Origin of the sequence: Paludibacter sp., from assembly GCF_009712605.1 — a bacterium.
Lineage (GTDB): Bacteria > Bacteroidota > Bacteroidia > Bacteroidales > Paludibacteraceae > Microbacter.
On the sequence record NZ_WASO01000015.1, the window covers coordinates 248,945 to 273,120 of the forward strand.

15 protein-coding genes are annotated in these 24,176 nt (G+C 42.7%); all 15 read left to right on the plus strand.

Annotation, left to right across the window (positions count from 1 at the left end):
- Nucleotides 1-7 precede the first annotated feature (7 nt).
- The 15 genes from F8N35_RS13530 (at nt 8) to F8N35_RS13600 (ending at nt 24,156) form a co-directional block, all read left to right on the plus strand.
- Nucleotides 8-2,428 carry a TIM-barrel domain-containing protein gene (locus F8N35_RS13530; RefSeq protein ID WP_293054042.1) on the plus strand — a complete coding sequence of 807 codons (2,421 nt, stop codon included), beginning with the start codon at nt 8-10 and terminating at the stop codon, nt 2,426-2,428.
- Nucleotides 2,429-2,469: 41 nt separating this feature from the next.
- Nucleotides 2,470-2,823, plus strand: a complete 354-nt coding sequence (locus F8N35_RS13535; protein ID WP_293054046.1) for an L-rhamnose mutarotase — start codon at nt 2,470-2,472, stop codon at nt 2,821-2,823.
- Nucleotides 2,824-2,910: 87 nt separating this feature from the next.
- Nucleotides 2,911-4,554 carry an alpha-L-fucosidase gene (locus F8N35_RS13540; protein WP_293054048.1) on the plus strand — a complete coding sequence of 548 codons (1,644 nt, stop codon included), beginning with the start codon at nt 2,911-2,913 and terminating at the stop codon, nt 4,552-4,554.
- Nucleotides 4,555-4,559: 5 nt separating this feature from the next.
- Nucleotides 4,560-5,417 (plus strand): MBL fold metallo-hydrolase, encoded by an 858-nt coding sequence (locus F8N35_RS13545; RefSeq protein ID WP_293054051.1) that lies wholly within the window; start codon nt 4,560-4,562, stop codon nt 5,415-5,417.
- A gap of 11 nt (nt 5,418-5,428) precedes the next feature.
- Nucleotides 5,429-6,088 (plus strand): DUF1349 domain-containing protein, encoded by a 660-nt coding sequence (locus tag F8N35_RS13550; RefSeq protein ID WP_293054054.1) that lies wholly within the window; start codon nt 5,429-5,431, stop codon nt 6,086-6,088.
- Nucleotides 6,089-6,258: 170 nt separating this feature from the next.
- A complete protein-coding gene (locus F8N35_RS13555) occupies nt 6,259-6,429 on the plus strand; it encodes an L-rhamnose mutarotase (protein ID WP_293054057.1) in 171 nt (56 codons plus the stop codon).
- 112 nt (nt 6,430-6,541) lie between these two features.
- Nucleotides 6,542-9,187 carry a DUF5916 domain-containing protein gene (locus F8N35_RS13560; RefSeq protein ID WP_293054060.1) on the plus strand — a complete coding sequence of 882 codons (2,646 nt, stop codon included), beginning with the start codon at nt 6,542-6,544 and terminating at the stop codon, nt 9,185-9,187.
- Nucleotides 9,188-9,209: 22 nt separating this feature from the next.
- Nucleotides 9,210-12,362 carry a glycoside hydrolase family 2 TIM barrel-domain containing protein gene (locus tag F8N35_RS13565; RefSeq protein ID WP_293054063.1) on the plus strand — a complete coding sequence of 1,051 codons (3,153 nt, stop codon included), beginning with the start codon at nt 9,210-9,212 and terminating at the stop codon, nt 12,360-12,362.
- A gap of 15 nt (nt 12,363-12,377) precedes the next feature.
- Nucleotides 12,378-14,807: a glycoside hydrolase family 2 TIM barrel-domain containing protein gene (locus F8N35_RS13570; RefSeq protein WP_293054066.1), complete on the plus strand. Its 2,430-nt coding sequence runs from the start codon at nt 12,378-12,380 to the stop codon at nt 14,805-14,807.
- Between the two features lie 22 nt (nt 14,808-14,829).
- Complete coding sequence (locus F8N35_RS13575; RefSeq protein ID WP_293054069.1) at nt 14,830-15,495, plus strand: DUF1349 domain-containing protein; 666 nt, start codon at nt 14,830-14,832, stop codon at nt 15,493-15,495.
- A 114-nt stretch (nt 15,496-15,609) separates the two neighbouring features.
- Complete coding sequence (locus F8N35_RS13580; protein WP_293054072.1) at nt 15,610-17,688, plus strand: discoidin domain-containing protein; 2,079 nt, start codon at nt 15,610-15,612, stop codon at nt 17,686-17,688.
- A 28-nt stretch (nt 17,689-17,716) separates the two neighbouring features.
- Nucleotides 17,717-19,528, plus strand: coding sequence for a glycoside hydrolase family 2 TIM barrel-domain containing protein (locus F8N35_RS13585; protein ID WP_293054075.1), 1,812 nt, complete (start codon nt 17,717-17,719; stop codon nt 19,526-19,528).
- A 23-nt stretch (nt 19,529-19,551) separates the two neighbouring features.
- Nucleotides 19,552-20,466, plus strand: a complete 915-nt coding sequence (locus tag F8N35_RS13590; protein WP_293054078.1) for an alpha/beta hydrolase — start codon at nt 19,552-19,554, stop codon at nt 20,464-20,466.
- A 276-nt stretch (nt 20,467-20,742) separates the two neighbouring features.
- Entirely contained in the window at nt 20,743-21,684 is a 942-nt protein-coding gene (locus tag F8N35_RS13595) for an alpha/beta hydrolase (protein ID WP_293054081.1), read from the plus strand.
- A gap of 369 nt (nt 21,685-22,053) precedes the next feature.
- A complete protein-coding gene (locus F8N35_RS13600) occupies nt 22,054-24,156 on the plus strand; it encodes a beta-galactosidase (protein WP_293054084.1) in 2,103 nt (700 codons plus the stop codon).
- Nucleotides 24,157-24,176: the final 20 nt, after the last annotated feature.

Sequence of the window (24,176 nt, forward strand, 5' to 3'; positions counted from 1 at the left end):
AGATTAAATGGAAAAACACGTATTTAAAATTTTCATGTTGTTTTCGCTCTTAATAAGCACCGCAAATGCCCAATCTTATGACGTGACGGGGACAGGAGTGAAGACTGAGATTAATGAAAATACTGTCGAAATTCAGTTTTATACCCCTTCCATAGTAAGGGTTGTAAAATATCCGAAAGGCAGTGTCTGTACAAAACATAGTCTGTCAGTTGTGAAATCACCCGAGAAAGTTTCTTTTAATGCCCAAAGAGTGGGTGATATTCTTCTGGTGAAAAGTAAAGCGTTGAGCGTAAATATTAATCTAGGTAGTGGTCAGGTAAATTTTTATTCCGCAGCTCAGACACCATTGCTAAAAGAAAAAGTGGGCGGTACTTCATTTGCCGAGATTAACGATGCAGGAGAAAAATCATTCACCGTATCTCAATCTTTCGAATTAGACAAAGACGAATGCATCTACGGGCTGGGGCAACAGCAACAAGGAAAGATGTCTAAACGAAATGTCAGTCTTAAAATGATTCAGGGCAATCTCGATGATTATATCCCGTTTTTCCAATCAGTTAAGGGATATGGCCTGTTTTGGGACAACTATTCGCCCACGAATTTTGATGATAATCAGGAATGTACAACTTTTAAATCGGAAGTAGGCGATTGCATCGATTACTACTTGATGAACGGAGGTAATGCTGATGGTGTGATTGCCTGTATGCGTAACCTGACAGGGCAGGCTCCTATGTTCCCGTTGTGGACGTACGGATTCTGGCAAAGCCGCGAGCGTTACAAAACTCAGGATGAATTGGTCGATGTTGTGAAGAAATACAGGGAACTCAATGTGCCGCTGGACGGAATCATCCAGGACTGGCAATATTGGGGCAATAATTACCTGTGGAATGCGATGGAATTTCTCAATCCTGGATTTCAGGATCCTCAAAAAATGGTGAATGATGTTCATGGGCTTAATGCCCACATGATTATCTCCATTTGGAGTTCGTTTGGCCCAAACACGAAGCAATTCAGGGAATTGGAGAAAATGAATGCCTTGTTCAATTTCAAGACCTGGCCTGAATCCGGCTCCGAAAAATTCCCGGTTAATAAGGATTATCCTTCCGGTGTAAAGGTTTACGATGCGTACAATCCGAAAGCACGCGATTTGTACTGGAGATACCTTAACGATGGCATTTTCAAACTGGGTATGGATGGTTGGTGGATGGATTCAACCGAACCGGATCATTTGGATGAAAAACCTGCCGATTTTGACACAAAGACCTACCTGGGCAGTTTCCGTAAAGTGCGGAATGCTTATCCGTTGATGTCGGTGGGTGGAGTTTATCAACATCAACGTGAGGTGACTTCTGATAAACGGGTCTTTATTCTTACCCGTTCGGCATTTGCCGGTCAGCAACGTTATGGTGCCAATACCTGGTCGGGAGATATTTCTGCGTCGTGGGAAACCTTGAAAAATCAGATCTCGACAGGTCTTAACTTTTCGCTTTCAGCTATACCAAACTGGAACTCAGATATTGGCGGATTCTTTCTGCAGAATTTCAAAAACCCGCTTGAAAATCCGGACTACAGGGAGTTGCACGTGCGTTGGATGCAGTTTGGCACTTTTTGTCCGATGATGCGTTCGCACGGCGAAGGGTATCCGCGCGAGCTTTACCAATTCGGCAAAAAAGGAAATCCTACTTACGATGCCATCGAGAAATATATAAATCTAAGATATAGCTTATTGCCTTATATATATTCTGCATCGTGGCAGGTAACAGCAAACCAGTCGAGCATGATGCGTGCTTTGGTAATGGATTTTGCCACTGACAAACAGGCTATTGATCTCAATGATGAATTTATGTTTGGTAAATCGCTTTTGGTTAGCCCGGTTACAGAACCTATGTATTGGAAAAAACAGTTGCAGGGAAAAGATTCTGTTAAGGTAGAAGATTACAGTGCGGTAAAAACAAAAGACGTTTATTTGCCCAAAGGAACCGATTGGTATGACTTCTGGACTGGTGAAAAGGCAGAAGGAGGAAAAACCATTCACAAGGAAGTCCCTTTAGACATTATTCCATTATATGTAAAAGCCGGTTCCATACTGCCTGTTGGACCTAAAGTTCAATATGCAACAGAGAAGAAATGGGACAATCTTGAAATCCGTATTTACCCGGGAGCAGATGGAGAATTCACACTCTACGAAGATGAAAATGATAATTATAACTATGAAAAAGGGATTTATTCCACCATTCGTTTTTCATGGAACGATAAACAAAAATCGCTGACTATAGATAAACGGAAGGGGCAATTCCCGGGTATGCTTGCGAATCGGAAATTTAATATCGTTGTAGTTGGTACTGCTCAGGGACATGGTGGAGAATTATCAATTTCACCAGATAAGTTGGTTACATATAGCGGTAGCAAACTCACTGTGAGTTTTTGAAAGAGAAATCAATCACACAATAATTTATAAACGAAAATCATATGCATTTATCGGTTCAAAGATTTTGCAAAACAATGGAGTTGCGCAACGATCCTTCATTAATCGAAGCCTATAAAAAAGCTCATGCAAAAGGCGCTGCATGGCCCGAAATAACCCAGGGGATGAAAGATGTGGGTATTCTTGATATGGAGATATACCTCTTGGGAAGAAAACTATTTATGATAATGGACACAGTAGCTGATTTTGACCATGAAAAAGCAATGGCTGAGCTTGCCACAAAGCCTCGTCAAGGCGAATGGGAAGCACACATGTCGCAGTTTCAGGATAGCTCTGCCGAGGCAACAGCCGACCAAAAGTGGCAATTGATGGAGCGGATTTATAAGATGGATGAGTGATTTATACCGATAAAAGCAGAAAATTAATAAAAGAACCGGCTCTTTGAAAAAAGAGAATGAGTTTATTCAAGAATCGATACAAGTAACATGAAAACAAGAATTTTAAGTGTTGTCTTTGCCCTGACCGCTTTTTATATGTCAGCGCAGGATAATAAGATGGTGATAGTTAACGCCGATAAGGAACCTGTTGCTCAGGGTAGGTTTGAACCCACCTGGCAATCGCTTAGTCAGTACAAAGCGCCAGAATGGTTTCGTAACGCCAAGTTTGGTATATGGGCGCATTGGGGACCACAATGTCAACCTGAGATGGGCGACTGGTACGGACGTTTTATGTACAACGAAGGTAGCTGGCAATATAAATGGCATGTTCAACATTACGGTCATCCGTCGAAAGCGGGTTTTATGGAGGTGATCCACGACTGGAAAGCACTGAACTGGAATCCGGAAAAACTGGTGGCACTTTATAAACGTGTAGGTGCTCAATACTTTTTTGCAATGGCCAACCACCACGACAACCTCGATTTGTGGGATAGTAAATATCAGGAATGGAACTCGGTCCGTGTAGGTCCCCAAAAAGACATTGTAGCCGGCTGGGCTGCAGCGGCAAAAAAATACAAACTGCCCTTCGGCTTAAGTGTACATGCTTCGCATACCTGGACGTGGTTTGAAACCGCGCAACGCTCCGATACAGCAGGTCCGTTGAAAGGAGTGCCTTACGATGCAAAAAGACTGACAAAAGCCGATGGGAAAGGAACCTGGTGGGACGGTCTTGATCCGCAGGAGTTATATGAACAAGGCCATCCGCTAAGTAAAAACAGCGAAAAAGACATCACGGCATTGTGGGGTCACTGGGACTGGGGCAATGGAGCTTGTCCTCCAAGCCAGAAATATTGCGATAAGTTTTACAACCGCACCATGGACCTAATCAATCTTTACCATCCTGATTTGTTGTATTTTGATGATTCAAAATTACCGCTTTATCCGGCCAGTGATGCGGGATTGAAAATTGCGGCGCACTACTATAACACCAACATGGCTCAACACAAAGGGAAGCTGGAAGCGGTTATGTTTGGTAAGCAGTTGACCGAAGATCAAAAGAAATGTATGGTTTGGGACGTTGAACGCGGCGCACCCGACAAACCACAGGAAAATGCCTGGCAAACTTGTACTTGTATTGGCGATTGGCATTACAACAGAGGTATTTACGACAACGGAGGTTACAAATCGGCAGCTACAGTTATCCGTATGCTGGTGGATATCGTGAGCAAAAATGGAAACCTGTTGCTCAATATTCCCGTTCGTGGCGATGGTACGATTGACGACAAAGAAGTGACTGTGCTCGAAGGTATTGCTGCATGGATGGATGTGAATAAAGAGAGTATCTTCGATACGCGTCCATGGAAGGTTTTTGGTGAAGGTCCTTCGGTTGATGCCGTAAATAAATTGGATGGCGCCGGATTCAACGAGGGAAAACTGGCTTACACCGCAAAAGATATTCGTTATGCCCAAAAGGGAAATGTGATTTATGCAACTGTAATGGGAGTTTCATCCGAAGATATTTCACTCAAATCGCTTGTGAAAAATATTGGAACGCAAAAAATCAAGAAAATTGAATTGCTTGGCAGCAAGGAAAACATTTCCTGGGAGCAAAATCCGGAAGCACTGGTAATCCGGAAGCCAAATAATGTTCCGAATAACATTGCAGAAGTGTTTAAAATACAAATAAGATAAAAAGGATGAAAAAGATTATAGGATTAATTTTAGCCCTGACTATTTATAGCTCAGCATTTTCACAAGTCAGAACAAGCGATTTGCACGTTACATACATTGCTAATGAAGGATTTATGCTCAAAACAAAGCATCATAAGATTTTGATTGATGCCTTGTTTACAGACGGATACGGGTATTTTGCAACTCCGACAAAAGAATTGTTGGATCAAATAATGAATGCAAAGGCTCCATTCGACAGTATAAACTTTTGCTTCTTGACCCATTATCACAAGGATCATTCCGATTCGAAACTGATGAACGATTATTTAAGCAAATTCCCTTCTGCGAAACTGATTACCACCAAGCCATCACTCGTATTTATCGACGGGGAACAGTTTCGGTTCGTGAAATTGCAAAAGCAGTTTTGCGAGCTCACACCCGAAACGAATAAAAGCATCAAACGTACAATTGATAATGTGACGGTGACGGCTCTCGGGCTAAAACACATGTCGTATATCGAGGATGGCATTGATATTGAGCAATATATGAAAAATGTTGGGTTTTATATCAATATGGATGGAGTACGCATTTTTCATTCGGGCGATACGAAAATGGAACAGTTCAAGGATTATATGGCAAAAAACGGGCAATGGAAAGAACCCGTAAACGTTGCATTTGTCAATTACGAGCTATTGAATGGCGGGAAGGTAGATTTGGACTATCTAAAAAAGACATTAAACCCGAAATACATTATTGTAATGCATGTGCCTCCAACCCTGTATGAGGAATGGGCAAAGAAAGTAGAACAATTGAAACAGACTTTCCCTGGGATTATTCTTTTCAAGGATGCCTTGGAGAGCAAAACCCTGAATTGTAATTTTTAAACACATATTCAATGAAAACATTTGTTTTATTTTTCGTAATTGTTTTATCCTGCATAACCGATATGCAGGCGCAGGAAGTTAATATTTCGTCAATCCCTTATGCGATGCATTTTGAGAATAAGGCTAAAGATTTAAAAATTGTGCGGGAGAACCATATTCAAATAGTTGCGCCAGCTAATACCGATCTGTTTGTCATGCCGGGATTCAGTGTAAATAAATCACCTCGGTTGGTATTTAGGCCTGATTCAGATTTTATCCTTACTGCAAAAATTACCCCTGAATTTAAGTCGAAATGGGATGCAGGCGTACTGATGATTTATAACGACAGTGTCCATTTTGCAAAATTCTGCTTCGAAGCGGATTTCAAAGGACAACCCAGAGTTGTTTCGGTTGTGTGCAACGATATTTCAGATGATTGCAACTCGATGGCTGTCAACTCAAAATGGGTTTACTACAGGATAACCGGGTCGACAAAAAGCAATACATTCGTTATTTATTATTCCGAAAATGGGAAAAGTTGGTTTCCAATCCGTGGATTTAAACTCGACAAAACAGATAACCTGCGTATTGGTTTCAGTGCCCAATCGCCATCGGGAAAAGAATGCAGTGTAGATTTTGAAGAAATATGCTTGCAGGAGCGAAAACTGAAAGATTTTTGGAAAGGCGAGTAATGGAAATTAAACGGATCAAATCATTCCTCTAAAAATAAAATTTATTATTATGAAGAAGATAAAAGTATCATTATTACTAACGTCATTTTTAGCTTTCGGTTTTATTTATGGCAATGGAAAAACATTAAACCACATTTTTAGTGCCCGGTATGAGTACATGATAGTTTCAAATGGATACAGTAGCCGATTTTGACCATGAAAAAGCAATGGCTGAGCTTGCTACAAAGCCCCGTCAAAGCGAATGGGAAGCACACATGTCGCAGTTTCAGGATAGCTCTGCCGAAGCAATAGCCGACCAAAAGTGGCAATTGATGGAGCGAATTTATAAAATGGACGAATAAACACAACAAAAAATACGACCTTTGGAATTTATAACCGACTATTATTGATATGAAACGAGCCCTGCAGAACGGGACGAGTTGCATGTGACCTTTAAAAATCAATTATTTACGCATGAAAAACACTTGTGGATTTTTTTGCCTTTTGCTGGTTTTGTCTTTCTTCCATTTTCAGGAAGCTTGCCCTAAAGACAATAGGCTAAATGACAGTACAAAAATTGTAGCCCCAAAACCTTTGCGAAAATACCATACATCCCGCCTTTCAACAGAAAAACCTGTCATAGACGGCAAATTAAATGATGCTTGCTGGAAAACGGGAGAATGGGCGGGCGATTATACCCAATGGCTGCCACATGAAGGAGCCAAACCCTCGCAGCCGACATTCATGAAAATTCTTTACGATGATAAGAATATCTATGTGGCAATACGGGCATTTGACAGCATACCGGAAAAAATCTGCCGGAAGGCGGGGAGACGAGATGAGTTTACCGGCGATATGGTAGGAGTTGCTTTTGATAGCTATCACGATCGTCGAACCGGATTTGAATTTGATGTCTCTGCTGCCGGGCAAAAGGTCGATTTAGTCATTACAAATCCTTGTAATGTTGACTTTAACTGGAATCCAATATGGTATGCGAAAACATCAAAAGAAGATTCAGCCTGGACAGCTGAGATTCAAGTACCATTGAGTCAGCTTCGTTACAGCAATGATTCCGTACAGGTTTGGGGGCTTCATGCCTGGCGTTGGATCGATCGGTTTCAACAAGAGAGCGAATGGGAACTGCAATCTTCAACAGGTCCGGGCATCTTGTATTTGTTTGGCGAACTTCACGGAATCAGTGGACTGCCAAAATCCAGAAGAATTGAAATTATGCCATACGTGCTGGGACGGCTTAAAACCGTTAAGGCGGAACCAAACAATCCTTTTGCAAACACAGGCAAGAGCTGGTATGGAAATGCAGGCTTGGATGCCAAAATCGGTTTAACAAGTAATTTTACTGTCGACCTGACGGTGAATCCCGATTTCGGGCAAGTTGAGTCAGATCCGTCAGTAATGAATCTCTCGGCTTTTGAAACTTTTTACGACGAAAAACGCCCTTTCTTTCTCGAAGGTAAAAATATTTTCAGCTTTGATTTTGATAACTCGAGCTTGTTTTATAGCCGTAGAATCGGTCATGCTCCATCGTTTTATCCCATTCTTGGAGACAATCAATTTATGAAGTTTCCAGATAATACAAGCATTCTTGGTGCTGCCAAAATCAGTGGAAAAACGGCTAAAGGACTTTCTATAGGGGTGCTGGAGAGTCTTACAGCTTCTGAATATGCTACGATAGATTCGTTTGGGGAAAGGAGTAAAATGGGGGTGGAGCCATTGACAAATTATGCTATCGTCCGGGTTCAACAGGATTTTAAACAGGGCAATACGGTGCTTGGTGGGATGCTGACATCTACAAACCGATTTATTAATACTCCGCAATTGGAGTTTCTGAACCGTAATGCGTACACCGGAGGAATTGATTTACTGCATCAGTGGCATGACAAAGAGTATTATTTAGATGCAAAAATCGTGGGCAGTACCATCACCGGTAGCCATGAAGCAATGATGAATCTTCAGCAATCTTCGGCTCGCTATTATCAACGTCCTGATATTCAGTGTGCACATCTTGATACTTCCATTAACTATTTATCGGGCTATGGTGGAGATGTCAAGATCGGGAAAGGCAGTAAAGGTTTGTGGAGATATTCCACCGAACTGATATGGCGCTCACCGGGTCTCGATCTAAATGATCTGGGATACATGCAAATGGCAGACGTTATTAAGCAAAAAAATTCAGTTTATTACTTTGTAAATAAGCCAGTATCCATATTCCGTACTTACAACGCCACATTGTCGGAAACGAACAATTGGGATTTTGGTTGGAGATATTTGTCGTCTGATATAAAATTGAATGCCTATCTCGAATTTGTGAATAAATGGGCGATCAATGCAACGGTCAGTTATACTACACAAGCATTGGATCCCTTCCTGTTACGCGGGGGAAGTGCTATGCTGATACCTTCCGTTTGGTACAAAAGCCTGTATATGAAAACGGATCCTTCACGTAAATTATTTTTTGACTTAACCTCGGAATTGTCTGATTCGAAATGTGGCAGCGCACGATATTATTCTCTCCAGCCAGGTGTAACATATACCCCCATCAATGCACTGAAGTTTTCAGCCAAGTTTAATTATTCGAGAAACAAGAACGACCTGCAATACATTGCAACTGCTACTGACGGCAACCAACAGAGGTATATACTTGGAAAAATAGACCAATATACCATGGGGATTACCTTTAGAGCCGATTATAACATAACCCCTGAGCTGTCGATTCAGTATTATGGCAGTCCGTTTGCTTCAGTAGGAAAATACTCTGACTTTAAAAATGTGACCAACCCCAAGGCTGTCGATTATAACGACCGATTTTCGGCGCTGAATCCTACATTGAATGGTAATGCTTACGACGTGTCAGAAAGCCACAATGGCGTTGTTAATTATAAATTCGATAATCCTAATTTTGATTTTAGTCAATTCCGGTCTAATCTGGTGTTGAGATGGGAATATCGCCCGGGGTCGCAATTTTATCTTGTCTGGTCGCAGGATCGTACAGCTTTCGCACAGCCAGGTAATCAGGCTTTAGGTGCAAACTTGAGTGGATTAAAAAATATATTTCCGAATAATATCATTCTTGCCAAGTTTAACTACTGGTTTTCGATATAAAACGTTTCTAAACAAATATTCTATGATTATCAGATTTTTATATTTTTCCCTTTATTTGCTTGCCAACGTGTTATTAATAAGTGAGGTTCATGCCGGGAATGTCAACGATTGGGAGAATCCCAATGTTAATGGCATAAACAAGGAGAATCCTCACGCTTACAATTTCCTTTTTGAAGAAAAAAGCAATAACCCTGCTATTCAGTCGCTGAACGGCATTTGGAAATTCCATTGGTCACCTGATCCCCAAACGCGTCCCACAGATTTTTATACAGAGGGTTTTTCTACTGAAAAGTGGGACAATATTTTGGTGCCCGGCAATTGGGAACTTCAGGGATTTGGAACACCCATTTACACAAACATATCTTATCCGTTCAAAAAGGACATTCCAAGGGTTAGTGGTGAACCGGATAAGAGTTTCACTACCTACAAAGAACGGAATCCGGTCGGTAGTTACCTGACCAGTTTTGAAGTGCCAGATAACTGGAGTGATAAACAGATTTTTCTGAATTTTGGTGGTGTGCAATCGGCCATGTACGTTTGGGTCAACGGTCAGAAAGTCGGGTATAGCGAAAATTCCATGTCGCCTGCCGAGTTCGATATCACGTCGTACATTCATAAAGGAGAAAATAAACTGGCGGTCGAAGTTTATAAATACTGCGATGGCAGCTATATGGAAGATCAGGATATTTGGCGATTAGGAGGCATCTTTCGTGATGTGGATCTGATTGTGCGTCCAAAGGTTTTTATTGGTGATTATTTCGTGAAAGCAATTCCGGACAAAAACTATGAGAATGCCAATGTTTCTATCGATTTGAATCTGGATAACCGTCAGTTACAGAATATCAACGGCCTTCAGGTCGAAGCGGAAATAACCGGATATTCAAAATCTGGCGAGTATGTAGATATTCCGGTAGCCGTAAAAGTGCCGGTTTCGAAATCCAAACAAACGCAGCTTTCAATCAAAGCTTTTATACAGCACCCTAAGCTTTGGTCTGCTGAAACACCTGATTTGTATCATCTTAATCTCAAACTTACAAACAAAAAAGGCGAAATAGTGGATAAAGCCGAATGCTATTTCGGTGTCCGCAAAATTGAGGTGCGAGGCGATGTGTTTTATATCAATGACAGGCCTGTCAAATTGAAAGGTATCAACCGACACGAGCAGCATCCGCGTACCGGAAAATACATGAGTCGCCAGTTAATGATCCGCGACATGGAGCTGATGAAACAGGCCAATATCAACATGATACGCACAAGTCACTACCCGGACGATCCGATGTTTTACGAACTTTGCGACAAATACGGGTTTTACGTAATGGACGAGGCCAATCAGGAATCGCATGCTTATGGTTTGGGAAATAAAGAACTGGGCGAAGATCCGGCTTGGAAAAAAACACATCTTGAACGGGCGACTTCGTTGGTTGGGAGAGATAAAAACCATGCGTGTGTTATTTTCTGGTCGCTGGGCAACGAAGGTGGTAAGGGGCAGAATATGAAAGTTATGGCCGATACTATCCGCAAACTGGATCCTACGCGTTTGGTTTTCTCCGATACGCATCGCGAAATTTCGGATATATACGACGATAGTTACCTGCATCCGGTCGATTTGCAAAAATTGGGAGAAAAGATCAAAGACAAACCGGTCATTATGCGTGAATATGCCCATGTGATGGGAAGTTCAGGCGGTAACTTACAGGAATACTGGGATGTGATTTATGCTGACTCAAGTATTTGCGGAGCAGCCATTTGGGAATGGGACGAACATGGTTTGCCTAAAACAAAAGATGGTTCGCCTCTGAAACTTACCGACCATCCGAATGATTACAATTTGACTGATAATGAATTTTGGGCATATGGCGGTGATTTCGGCGACAGGCCCAATGACGGGAATTTTGTGATGCGTGGCTTGGTTTCTACCGACAGAAAACCTTATCCGCACTATTACGAAGTTCAAAAAGTATATCAACCGGTTGTTTTCCAAATGGTAAATGATAAAAATGCCAGTATTCGGGTTATCAATCATTTCGATTTTCAACCCTTGCAGAACTTAGATTTCGAATACGAATATACTTCCAACGGCAAATCCTTTCAAAGAGGTACATTCCGTTGCGACGACGTTTTGCCGGGAGCTTCTTCCGTTGTCAATCTTCCTGCACCACAGCTGACCGACACGGTTACGTCGGATATTTGTTTGAATATCTACGTCCGACTAAAAAATGCGACACTCTGGGCTGAAACAGGTTATTGCATTGCCCGTGAGCAATTTGTACTTAAACCATTTGCATGGAAAAGAATTGTACCTGCCGGAATGACGGTTAACGTGACTGAGAACGCCTCTCAAATTCAACTTAAGACAGAAACGATGACTTTTGTTTTGGATAAGAAGACTGGTTCGCTGACAAGTTGGAAGGTGAATCAGCAGGAAATACTGAAAGGTCAATTGGAACCCTATTTTTGGAAAACACCTAACGATAACCAAAAGCATGCCGGTTATGTGGAAGAATTTGGCAAATGGAGAAATGCAGCTGAGAGCCGGGTGGTGAAAAAAGTGGAACTGTCCAAACAGGATAATTCCGTATCGGTGAAGTTTGAAATGAATTTACCGGCTATTGGTGCAAATTATACGTTGAATTATCAATTGAACGGGGTGGGGCAATTGCAGGTTGAAGCATCTTATCAACCTCTGAACGATGCCATTACGCTGATGCCTAAATTTGGGATGAGAATGCGCATTCCGGAAATTTACAGCACCGTTGGCTGGTACGGACGTGGTTTCTATGAAAATTACCCCGACCGCAAAACGGCTTCGTTTATAGGGCTTTATCGTGCAAAAATAGACGACTTTGCTACACATTACGCTGCGCCTCAGGATAATGCCAACCGTTGTGATGTGCGTTGGTTTACGCTGAGTTCGCAAAACAATGCTACCATAAAAGTGACCGGCTTGCAACCGTTGTGTTTCCGTGCATGGCCTTACACTGAAGACGATTTGGAAGCTGTCCGTCATGACTACGAATTGCCAAAACGCGATTTTATCAACCTGAATATCGATTTGAATATTCATGGTGTGGGAGGTGACGATTCGTGGGGCGCTAAAACAATGGATAAATACACCATTCCGGGAAATAAGCCATATCAATATGGTTTTGTGCTGGAATATACAGATAAGAAATAGTCATACAACAAGAACATGAAGAAACTTATTTTTTTAAGAACCAAGGCATTGCTTTGCTTGCTGTTTGCTTGCTCCTTTTCAATTTTTGCGCAAAACAATCAGGAAAAGAAACAGCTTTTCGACTCTAACTGGAAGTTCTTTTTGGGAGATGCGCAAGATGCAAAGAATGTAGATTTCAACGATGCAGCCTGGCGCAACCTCGATCTGCCCCACGATTGGAGTATCGAAGGAAAAATTAGCTCAAAAAATCCAACCGGGAGTGCCGGAGGTTATTTTCCGACAGGCATTGGCTGGTATCGTAAATCGTTCAAAGTCCCTGCTGAATGGAAAAATAAAAACGTTTCCATTTATTTTGAAGGGGTTTACATGAACTCCGAAGTGTTTATCAATGGAAAATCGCTGGGTGTTTATCCCTACGGTTATTCTTCTTTCAGCTACGATCTTGCGCCTTACCTTCGTGCCGGACAGGAAAACGTGATTGCTGTAAAGGTCGATAATTCGCAGCAAGTGAATTGTCGTTGGTATAGCGGTTCGGGGATCTATCGCCATGTGTGGATGATGGTGGAAAACCCGGTGCACATACCACATTGGGGTGTCGGGATTACCACGCCCGAAGTCTCTGCGCGCAAAGCCAAAGTTCAGATAAAAACGGTGGTACAAAATGAAACCTCTTTGCCTCAAAGTGTTACTGTGAAAACGGTGTTGGTGGACAAGAATGGCAAAAAATCAGGCATTCAGCAAACCAGCATCGAACTTGCTGCCAACAGCCAAAAAGATGTCGCTCAAACCATCACGGTTTCCAATCCCTTGCTTTGGTCCCCCGAAGCACCCAATTTATACAAGGCTGAAATAGAGATTGTAAATGGCAAACAGGTGGTTGATGAGAGCAAAAATACTTTTGGCATTCGCTCGCTGAAGTTTACGGCTGAAAATGGCTTTCAGTTGAACGGTAAAACAATAAAAATCAATGGTGGATGCGTTCATCACGATAATGGCTGCCTTGGCGCGGCTGCATACGACCGTGCCGAAGAACGCCGCATAGAATTGCTCAAAGCGGCCGGGTTCAATGCTGTAAGAACATCGCACAATCCGCCGTCGGAAGCATTTCTCGAGGCTTGCGACCGCTTGGGCTTGCTGGTGATTGACGAAGCCTTTGATGGCTGGCGGACGTCCAAAACTAAGTTTGACTACTCCATTCATTTCGACGCTTGGTGGCAACGCGACCTGAATGCCATGGTGTTGCGTGATCGCAACCATCCTTCCATAATCATGTGGAGTATCGGAAACGAAATAATTGAAAGGAAAGAGCCTGCCGCTGTACAGACCGCAAAAATGCTGGCAAATGCAATAAAGAAAATAGACCCGACACGTCCGGTAACTTCGGCCATGACTACCTGGGACAAGGAATGGAGCATGTTCGACCCGCTTATGGCAGCGCATGATGTGTGTGGGTACAATTACCAGTTGAATCGAGCTGCGGACGATCATCAACGGGTGCCTTCTCGCATCATCGTTCAGACCGAATCGTATCCACGCGATGCGTTTACCAATTGGCAACTGGTGCAGGATAACAAGTATATTATTGGCGATTTTGTATGGACGGCTCTCGACTATTTTGGCGAATCGTCCATCGGCCGCTGGTATTATTCGGGCGATATTCCCGGCGAACACTGGGAACACGATTTCTTTCCGTGGCATGGAGCTTATTGTGGCGATGTGGATCTTACCGGTTGGCGCAAACCTATCTCGCATTACCGTAGCATGTTGTACAACAATACCGAAAAATTGTACATGGCCGTTCGCGAACCGGCTCCCGAACCCATCGAGATTAAAGAAACCCTTTGGTCAGTTTGGCCAACCTGGGAAAGCTGGACATGGCCCGGATTTGAGGGTAAAAACGTGCAGGTGGAAGTCTATTCAAAATATCCCAAAGTACGGCTTTTTCTCAATGATAAGCTTATAGCCGAACAGCTTACAGGTCGCGAGCAACAATTTAAAGCTACTTTTGCTGTTCCGTACGTTGCCGGTACGTTAAAGGCTGTTGGTATTGAGAATGAGAAAGAAATGGAAACTACCATTCTGCAAACGGCCGATCAGGCTGCCCGAATAAAACTGACAGCCGATAGAAGTGAATTGCTTGCCAACGGGCAGGATTTGTCTTTTGTAACGGTTGAAATTACAGACAAAAATGGAATTGTTCAGCCAAATGCCAACAATCGCCTGACATTTACGGTAGAAGGTGAGGGAACGATAGCGGGTGTCGGCAATGCCGATATGAAAGATTGCGATCCGTATGTGGGCAATTCCCGCAAAGCATGGAAAGGTCGAGCACAGGTGGTTCTGAAGAGCTCGCATAATGCAGGTGCTATTAAATTGATAGTAAGCTCTCCGGGTTTGGTAGAAGCAGCTTTAAGAGTAAAAGTGTTGACTAATAGTAAGCTTTAATGCCTCGCAATAAATGATCCACATGAAACGAATTTTATTAATTCATCTGATTGCTGTTTTTTACATACTGCAAATTCAGGCTCAGAATGTAAAAATTTCAACTATTCCGTATGCAATGCACTTTGAAAACAAGGCATTAGACTATAAAATACTAAGTGAAAACCATATTAGAATAGTTGCACCGGCTAATACCGACCTGTTTATTAGCCCTGATGGAGGCTACGCAATTGATAAGTCACCCAGATTGATATTTAAGCCCGATTCGGACTTTATTTTAACTGCAAATATTACTCCTGATTTTAAGTCAAAATGGGATGCCGGTGTTTTGCTGATATATAATGACAGCAAGCACTTTGCCAAATTTTGCTTCGAGAGTGATTTTAAAGGACAACCGCGTGTAGTATCCGTAGTTTGTAACGATGTGGCAGACGATTGTAATTCAATGGCTATTAACAATAGTCAGGTGTATTATAGGATCATAGGTTCTGCAAAAAGGAATACGTTTGGGTTGTATTATTCTGAAAATGGAAAAACATGGTTTCCAATCCGAAGTTTTAAACTCAACAAAACGGACAATCTCCAAATTGGGTTTAGTGCTCAATCTCCCACGGGAGAAAAATGTAGCGTGGATTTTTCAGACATTAGCTTTCAATCCAGAAAACCCAAAGATGATTGGGTCGGTGAATGACAAAGGTTTTCGGTGAAATGAAATGTAACTAATGCACCCGGAATCGGTGACTGAAAAATTAATTTTTCATGTGTCTGTCGTATTAAAAGCAACAAATAAAATAACTTGAATAAGATGATTAAAACTATTTTTTTTAGTATAATTCTTTTCGTGTGTACAATGAGCCTGAATGCTCAGGTAAAAGCTCCGGCTCCATGTGGCCCGGTTCCATCAGAGAACCAGATGAGGTGGCAGGAAATGGAACGATACGCATTTATACATTTCTCATTGAATACCTACACCGACCAGTCATGGGGGTTTGGAAATGAAGACGTTAAATTGTTTAATCCCGAAAAGGCAGATTGCCGCCAATGGGCGCGAATTTGCAAAGAGGCCGGTTTGAAGGGAATTATCATTACAGCGAAACACCACTGCGGTTTTTGTCTGTGGCCATCTAAATATACTGAGTATTCGGTGAAAAATGCTCCATGGAAAAACGGCAAGGGCGATATGGTGCGCGAAATGGCTGATGCCTGCAAAGAATATGGTTTGAAACTTGGAATTTATCTGTCTCCATGGGACAGAAATAGCAAAGATTACGGTAAGCCGGAGTATATTACCTATTTCAGAAATCAGTTGACCGAACTATTAACCAATTACGGCGAAATTTTTGAAGTTTGGTTTGACGGCGCCAATGGCGGTGATGGCTATTATGGCGGTGCAAACGAAACCCGCAAAATTGATGCTAAAACTTATTACGACTGGAAAAACACCTATGCTTTGATTCATAAGTTACAACCCAAATGTGTGATTTGGAACGATGGTGGTGATCGTGGCGATCTTCGCTGGGTAGGAACGGAAGATGGTTATGTGGGCGAAACCAACTGGAGCTTGTTGAATGCTACCGGCGAAGTGCCATGGAACATGTTGCATTTTGGAGTGGAAAACGGAAATGCGTGGGTGGCAGCCGAAGTAAACACTTCCATTCGTCCCGAGTGGTTCTATCACCCGAGTGAAGACGGCAAGGTGAAAACCGTTCCTCAACTGATGGATTTGTATTATAATTCTGTCGGACGGAACGGCTCCATGTTGCTCAATTTTCCCATCATGCCCAATGGATTGATACATCCGACCGACGAAAAAAATGCCATTGCATTTGCCAAAGCAGTGAACGAATCGTTTGCTGTTAATCTGGCATTGAATAAGAAAGTCTCAGCTTCCAATGTACTTGGCAAATCAGGCAAATTTGCAGCAGCAATGGCAGTCGATGGGAACAAAAATACTTATTGGGCTACCGATGATAATACAAAAGCAGCTTCGGTGACCATCGATTTGGGTAAGCCGACTTTGTTCAACCGTTTTCTGGTACAGGAATATATCCGCTTGGGACAGCGTGTGAAAGCTTTTACCGTTGAAGCACTCGTGGATGGAACATGGAAAGAATTGGCAAAAGCAACGACAATCGGTTACAAACGGATATTACGCTTCCCGGCCGTAAAGGCTACTCAGGTACGCTTCAATATTACTGACTCAAAGTGCAGTCCTGCAATCTCGAACATTGGTATTTACAACGCTCCGGTATTTCTCAATGCACCGGTTATTAACCGTAATCAGGCAGGGCAGGTGACAATTAATACAAATGATATTGGACCGATTTTTTACTACACTCTGGATGGCTCTACTCCTACTTCAAAATCAAATAAATATTCGGGTACTTTCCCTGCTGACGGGAAAGTGGAAATAAAAGCAATTTGCTATGATCCGACTTCGGACAAAAGCAGCTCAGTGTCTGCGGAAAAATTTGATGTTTCGAAGAAAGGATGGAAATTGATTGGTGTGAGCGACGACAAGGCTGCTGCAATCATCGATGGTGATCCGGCCACTGTATGGCATCAGAAGGGTGACGGAAAAATGCCCGTTGATTTGATAATCGATTTGGGAAATAAGTACAATGTGTCCGGCTTCAAATATCTGCCGGATCAAAATAGGTGGAGTTCAGGCATCATTACCACTTATGAATTTTATGTATCGGAAGATAATGAGAATTGGAAAATGGTGAGTCAGGGCGAATTTTCGAATATCAAAAACAATCCATTGTTACAGACTAAAAAGTTTGCTCCGGTAACGACGCGGTATATCAAATTTCGTGCGTTGAAGAACACGTCAGGCGATAACGTGGCCGGATATGCCGAAGTGGATGTGATAACCGAATAATATATTTACAGAAACGATAAGGATATCAATGAAATATATAACGACTATTGGAAAGGGAACGCTATTCAGGATTCAGATAGTTACTCTTCTTTGCCTGATGTGTTTAGCAGGCGGCTTGCATTCTCAAACAGCTATGGTGAATGTATTGAACCGACACAAAACAAGCCTGAACGGTGATTGGCAGGTGATAATTGATCCTACCGGAATTGGCGAATGGAAACAGGTTTGGCAGGAAAAGAAACCGCAAAAGAAGACCGATTTTGTAGAATATTCGTTTGATGGCGGACCTTATCTGAAAGTGCCGGGCGATTTCAATTCGCAATTGTGCGAACTTACATATTTTGAAGGAACAATTTGGTATAAAAAGCGATTTCAGAATGCACTCCAAGTCGGGAAAAGGCTTTTTCTCTATTTTGGCGCGGTCAACTATATGGCTGATGTCTATCTAAACGGCGAAAAAATCGGTAGCCACGAAGGTGGTTTCACTCCGTTTCAGTTTGAGATTACCGACAAAGTGAAACCCGGGAATAATACCATTGTGGTGAAGGTCAACAATAGCAGGCAGGCAAACGGATTGCCGGGTACCGGTTACGATTGGTTTAACTATGGTGGCATCACCCGCGATGTTGACCTGATCGAAACCGGCAACTCGTATATTGAAGATTATTTCATTCAATTGCAAAAAGGGAGTCTGAATCAGGTGCTTGGTTGGGTACAGCTTAATGGGGCTCAAGCTCCTCAAAATATAAGGGTGAAAATACCCGAACTGAACCTGCTATACAAAACCCGAACGGACAAAAAAGGGCGGGCAAAAGTTGAGTTTTCTTCCCGCATTAAACTCTGGTCGCCCGAGAGCCCGAAACTCTACAAGGTAATTGTGGAAAGCGAGAGTGATACGTTGGCAGATAGCATCGGCTTTAGAAGCATCGAAGTGAAAGGGAATAAAGTATTGCTTAACGGCAACCCTATTTTTCTGAAGGCGGTCAATATTCACGAAGAAAATCCCTACAAAAAAGCGCGTGCCTATTCGATTGAAGATGCCCGCATCTTGCTGAAGGCTGCCAAAGAGTTGGGTTGCAACTTTGTCCGGTTGGCGCATTATCCGCATAGCGAAAACACGATTCGCGAAGCCGAAAAAATGGGGCTGATGGTGTGGAGTGAACTTCCTGTTTATCAGCATATTCAATTTTCGGATAGTGTTGTTCCCAAGAAAATGGATCGCATGCTCAACGAGATCGTTCGCCGCGATAAAAACCGCTGTGGGGTGATTGTGTGGAGCCTTTCCAACGAAACCTATCCCGGAACGCCCAACCGCAACGAGGTACTTATTAACTTAACGGCAAAATGCCATGCGTTAGACTCTACCCGTTTGATCACGCACGTTATTAATACTCACAATTATAAAGACAATACATTCAACGTATGGGAGCCGCTTTACAAATATTCCGACCTGATTGCCATAAACGAATATATCGGTTGGTATGATCCGTGGCAGGGAAACCCGTCGGAGACCAGGTGGCAAATCGCTTTCCCCGACAAGCCGGTCTTTATCTCCGAATTTGGCGGTGAGGCTTTGTATGGAAACAATAGTGCCCCAACCGACGAAGCTTCTAATTGGACCGAAGGTTATCAGGAAAAGATCTATGCTAATCAGACGGAAATGTTCAACACCATTCCCAACCTGTGCGGGGTCTGTCCGTGGATATTGTTTGATTACAGGTCGTTGGGACGCATGAATCAGGTTTACCAAAACGGTTACAACCGGAAAGGATTATTATCCGAAAAAGGAGAAAAGAAGAAAGCTTGGTATATTATGAATGAATTTTATAAGAAAAAATGATGGTATCGAAATTAAAACAAACAATGTTGGCATTTATATGCCTGATGACAATAAGCGCGAGTTTATCTGCACAAACCAGAGTGATTGATCTTTGGAACGGAAAAATTCCCGGAGCAAAATACAGCGATCATTTTAAACAAATGGTCGATACCGCAGCCGGCTGGGTGGATAAGCACTTCATTGTCAATCCCTGCCTTTATTTTTATCCGGCTCCGGGGGCAAAAGCTTCAGGTGCTGCTGTTATTATCTGCCCCGGTGGAGGGTATAGTGGACTTGCCATTAAGCACGAAGGTGAGCAGGTGGCCAAGTGGTTGAATAGTTTGGGTGTAACCGCTTTTGTTCTGAAATACCGTTTGCCCGACGATAGCATTATGGAAAACAAAACAATCGGGCCTATGCAGGATGGGCAACGGGCAATTCGCTTGGTTCGCAGTCGTGCAAAAGAATGGGGCATCGATCCTTCCAAAATCGGAATCATGGGGTTTTCTGCCGGTGGACATTTGGCGGCCACACTTTCCACTCTTTATAACGACAAAGTGTACGAATCGGACGACCAAACCAGCGCCAGACCCGACTTTTCTTTGCTTATTTATCCTGTCATTTCTATGAGTAAGGATATTACGCATTGGGGTTCGCGGGTGAATCTTCTTGGTAATTCCCCATCACCGGAGATGGTGAACCATTATTCAACCGAATTGCAGGTAAATAGCAAAACCCCAACAGCTTTTATGGTGCATTCTCTCGACGATGATGCAGTGCCGGTACAAAACAGCATTAATTATGCCTTGGCATTGCACAAAGCGAATGTAGACTGCGAACTTCACCTTTACCCAACCGGAAAGCACGGTTACGGCATGGGCAAATCGACAACCACGGAATCAACATGGACACAAGCTTGTCGTAAATGGTTTGAGGCGAGAGGACTTTTGGTAAAGTAGGAGGGTGCTCCAACAGAGATGTAGGCTATTTTAGAAGTGCCAAATTGTAAGTGAGAATTGCCCCAAGCCCCTAAAGGGGATGTCCTGAAGTACAAATTAGCTCCGAAATACCACTTTTCAAAGTCCCCTTAAGGGGATTTAGGGGCGATAAGAATAATTCAACTATCATTTTGTTAGTTCAATTTTGCTGGAATTGACTTTTGAGACATCACCCTTGTGTAAGTTAGCCTGATTTTTGAGTTAATCAATAGATGTGTGTCAAAATAATTTAGTGTTATGTATTTCAAAAAGAACCTATTAGTGCTCACTGGCACAATGCTAATAGCTGCTACTGTTTTTAGCCAGACCAAAGTGATTGATATCTGGAATGGAAAAGTTCCCGGAGCAATTCCCAATCACAGTTACAAGCAAATAGTTGATTCGGCTTACTGGATCAAGATCAGGTTTGTAACAAAACCGACCATTCAGGTTTATCCGGCTCCAGCCGACAAAAATACCGGCACGGCAGTTGTTGTATGTCCGGGAGGTGGTTATTATGGTATTTCTTTTATTAATGAAGGTGTTGAAGTGGCCAAATGGCTTAATCAGTTGGGCATAACAGCGGTTGTTTTGCACTACCGCTTACCCGACGATGCCATTATGCAAAACAAATCCATTGCTCCCTTGCAGGATGGACAGGAAGCGATGCGCATTGTACGCCGTAATGCAAAGAAATGGGGTATTGACCCGCATAAAATCGGCATTATGGGCTTCTCGGCTGGTGGACACCTTGCCACCACGGTTTCTACCCATTTCGACGAAAAGGTATATGAGCCAAAAGATACAACCAGCGCCCGTCCAGATTTTTCGTTGTTGATTTATCCTGTAGTATCCATGGATTCAGCAACAACTCATTGGGGCTCAAGAGAAAGTTTACTGGGAAAGAATCCGACTCCGGAAATGCAGAAACATTTCTCTAACGCTTTGCAGGTTACCGCTACCACTCCTCCGGCTTTTATGGCTCATTCCATGGATGATGGGACAGTTCCTGTGCAAAACAGCATTGAATATGCATTGGCTCTGACAAAAAATAATATTCCGTGCGAACTTCACATTTACGAACATGGTGGCCATGGATACGGCCTGGGAAAAAGAAATTCGGGAACTGAATCAACATGGACGGAAGCCTGCGAACAATGGTTGAAAGTGAAAGGTCTTCTTGCAAGAAGATCTTTGTAATAAAGGATATTTAAAGGGGCAAGCGACTTCCCAGTCGCTTGGTAATAATTAAAGAATTGTACCTATTGCCTGAAATGCTATTCAAGCGACTGGGAAGTCGCTTGTCCCTTTTAAAGAGTAAAGCCTATACTGAAGCTCAATACTTCGGGATAGGCTTTTTTATTGGGATCAAGCGTGTAAAGAACGAAAAGGATACCTTATGGGAAACATATGGATAATATGGAAATCAAAAAAATAAAATACTTTTGTCATCCATCTCTTTTTCTTAAATAAGAGGAAACGTTGTTGTCGGATTTTTTGATTCTGTTTCTGATATTGATCCGATGACTTGTCTGGTCTTTTTCTAATACACATTACAATTTCATTTCAATGAACCTGAAAAACTTTTCTCTGGTATTGACACTGATATTCGTGTCAATGGTATCTCAATTTGCAAGTTCTCAGACAAAGGAAAATAGTCGGTTTTTCCCGGCAAAAGATCTAATCACCACCGGTATCTATTATTATCCCGAACATTGGCCCGAAAACCAATGGGAACGCGACATAAAGAAAATTGCAGACATGGGTTACGAATTTGTGCATCTTGCCGAATTTGCCTGGTACAAAATGGAACCCGTTGAAGGACAATATGATTTTGAATGGTTGGATAGAGTGGTGAAACTTTGCGAAAAGTATCATCTGAAAATTGTGATGTGTACACCCTCCGCAACTACACCTACCTGGATGCGACTGAAATATCCCGAAACTTTTATTATGGATGGTCATTATATCCGTGCCGAAAACGGAACGCGCGGATTGGGGTCGGTGGTGAACGAAAAATACCGCACTTTTACAACCCGGATTGTTGCCGAAATGGCTAAGCGTTACGGACAAAACAAATCCGTAATCGGTTGGCAGGTAGATAACGAACCCCCTGCAATTTCAGACTTCAGCCCGTCTTCTCAGGAAGCATTCAGATTATGGCTGAAAAACAAATACAAAACTATTGATGAACTGAATAAAGTGTGGGGAGCTGCTTTCTGGAGCCAGTGGTTCAACGATTTTGATCAGGTTATTATTCCCAATACCAATTTGGTGGGCTGGTGGGGCAACAACCCTCACGCATTGCTCGACTTCAAACGCTACGAAGCCGACGCGCAGGCCGATTTTCTTGATTTGCAAGCCGGCACGCTTCGTAAATACATTTCAGCTCAGCAATATATTACCACCAACTATACTGCCGTTTGTACCGGTGCCGATGCTTCAAGAACAAAAAAACTCGATTTTGCAAGTTATACGGCTTACCCTAACGGAGGAAGCGATAATATCGGTGAAACCGGATTTCGGTTGGGAAATAGCAAGGTAATTCTTTTTGCCTCCGAATTTTATAAAGCTGTGGGCGGTGTCAGTGGTGTAATGGAAATTCAGCCCGGACCTGTAAACTGGGGAAGCTACAATCCGTTGCTTTTACCCGGTACCGTGCGCATGTGGCTCTATCATTCGTTTGCAGCCGGCGGTAAACTGGCTTGTTCCTACCGTTTCAGACAGATTTTGTATAGTTCGGAGCAATATCATTCAGGAGTAATAAAAACAGATGGTGTGACACCTTCTCCTGGTGGCGAAGAATATATGCAGTTTATGAAAGAGATCAAAGAGTTGCGCAAGGTATGCAAACCGGATGCGAAAATGCCCGAAAAGCTGGCTGCCCGCTCAACTGCGATTCTTTGGAATCTGGAAAATTATTGGTCAATTGATCGTCAGAAACAAACGTGGCAATGGGATACATGGAACTATCCCGTCAAATTTCTTGAAATGACAAAATCGTTGGGTGCACCTACCGACGTGATTCCCGAAACAGCTGATTTCTCAAAATACAAAGTGCTTATCGTACCTGCTTACGAACTGGCTGATTCGGCATTAGTGAAAAAATGGACTGAATATGTGCGCAAGGGTGGTAATCTGATTTTGACCTGTCGCACTGCCACAAAAGACCGCGCCGGACATTTCTGGGAAGGTGAATGTGCTGCGCCAATTTCGGGGTTAATCGGAGCACATGTAAAAGCCACCGATATGCTTTCGGGCTATGCTAAAGGCACCATTGCCATGCAAGGAACTACATACAACTGGAACAACTGGGCCGATTTGCTTGATGCCGATAAAGGAACGGATGTTGTGGCTACTTATGACAACCAGTTCTACAAAGGCAAAGCGGCAGTGGTGCGTCACAAAATCGGAAAAGGTACAGTAACCTACATCGGTGTGGATACCGACGATTCGAAGTTGGAAAAGAATATACTTAGAAATGCTTACCAAAGCGTGGGTGCTACCTCCGAAAATTATCCCGAAGGCGTGTATGTGTACTGGCGCGATGGTTTTTACGTAGCTGTGAACTATTCATCAACTGATTATAAGATGAATTTACCTGAGGCTGCTAAGATCTTGGTTGGAGAAGCGACAGTGAAACCTGCCGGAGTTTTAGTATGGAGCGAATAATTTAAACTGAACAATTATAA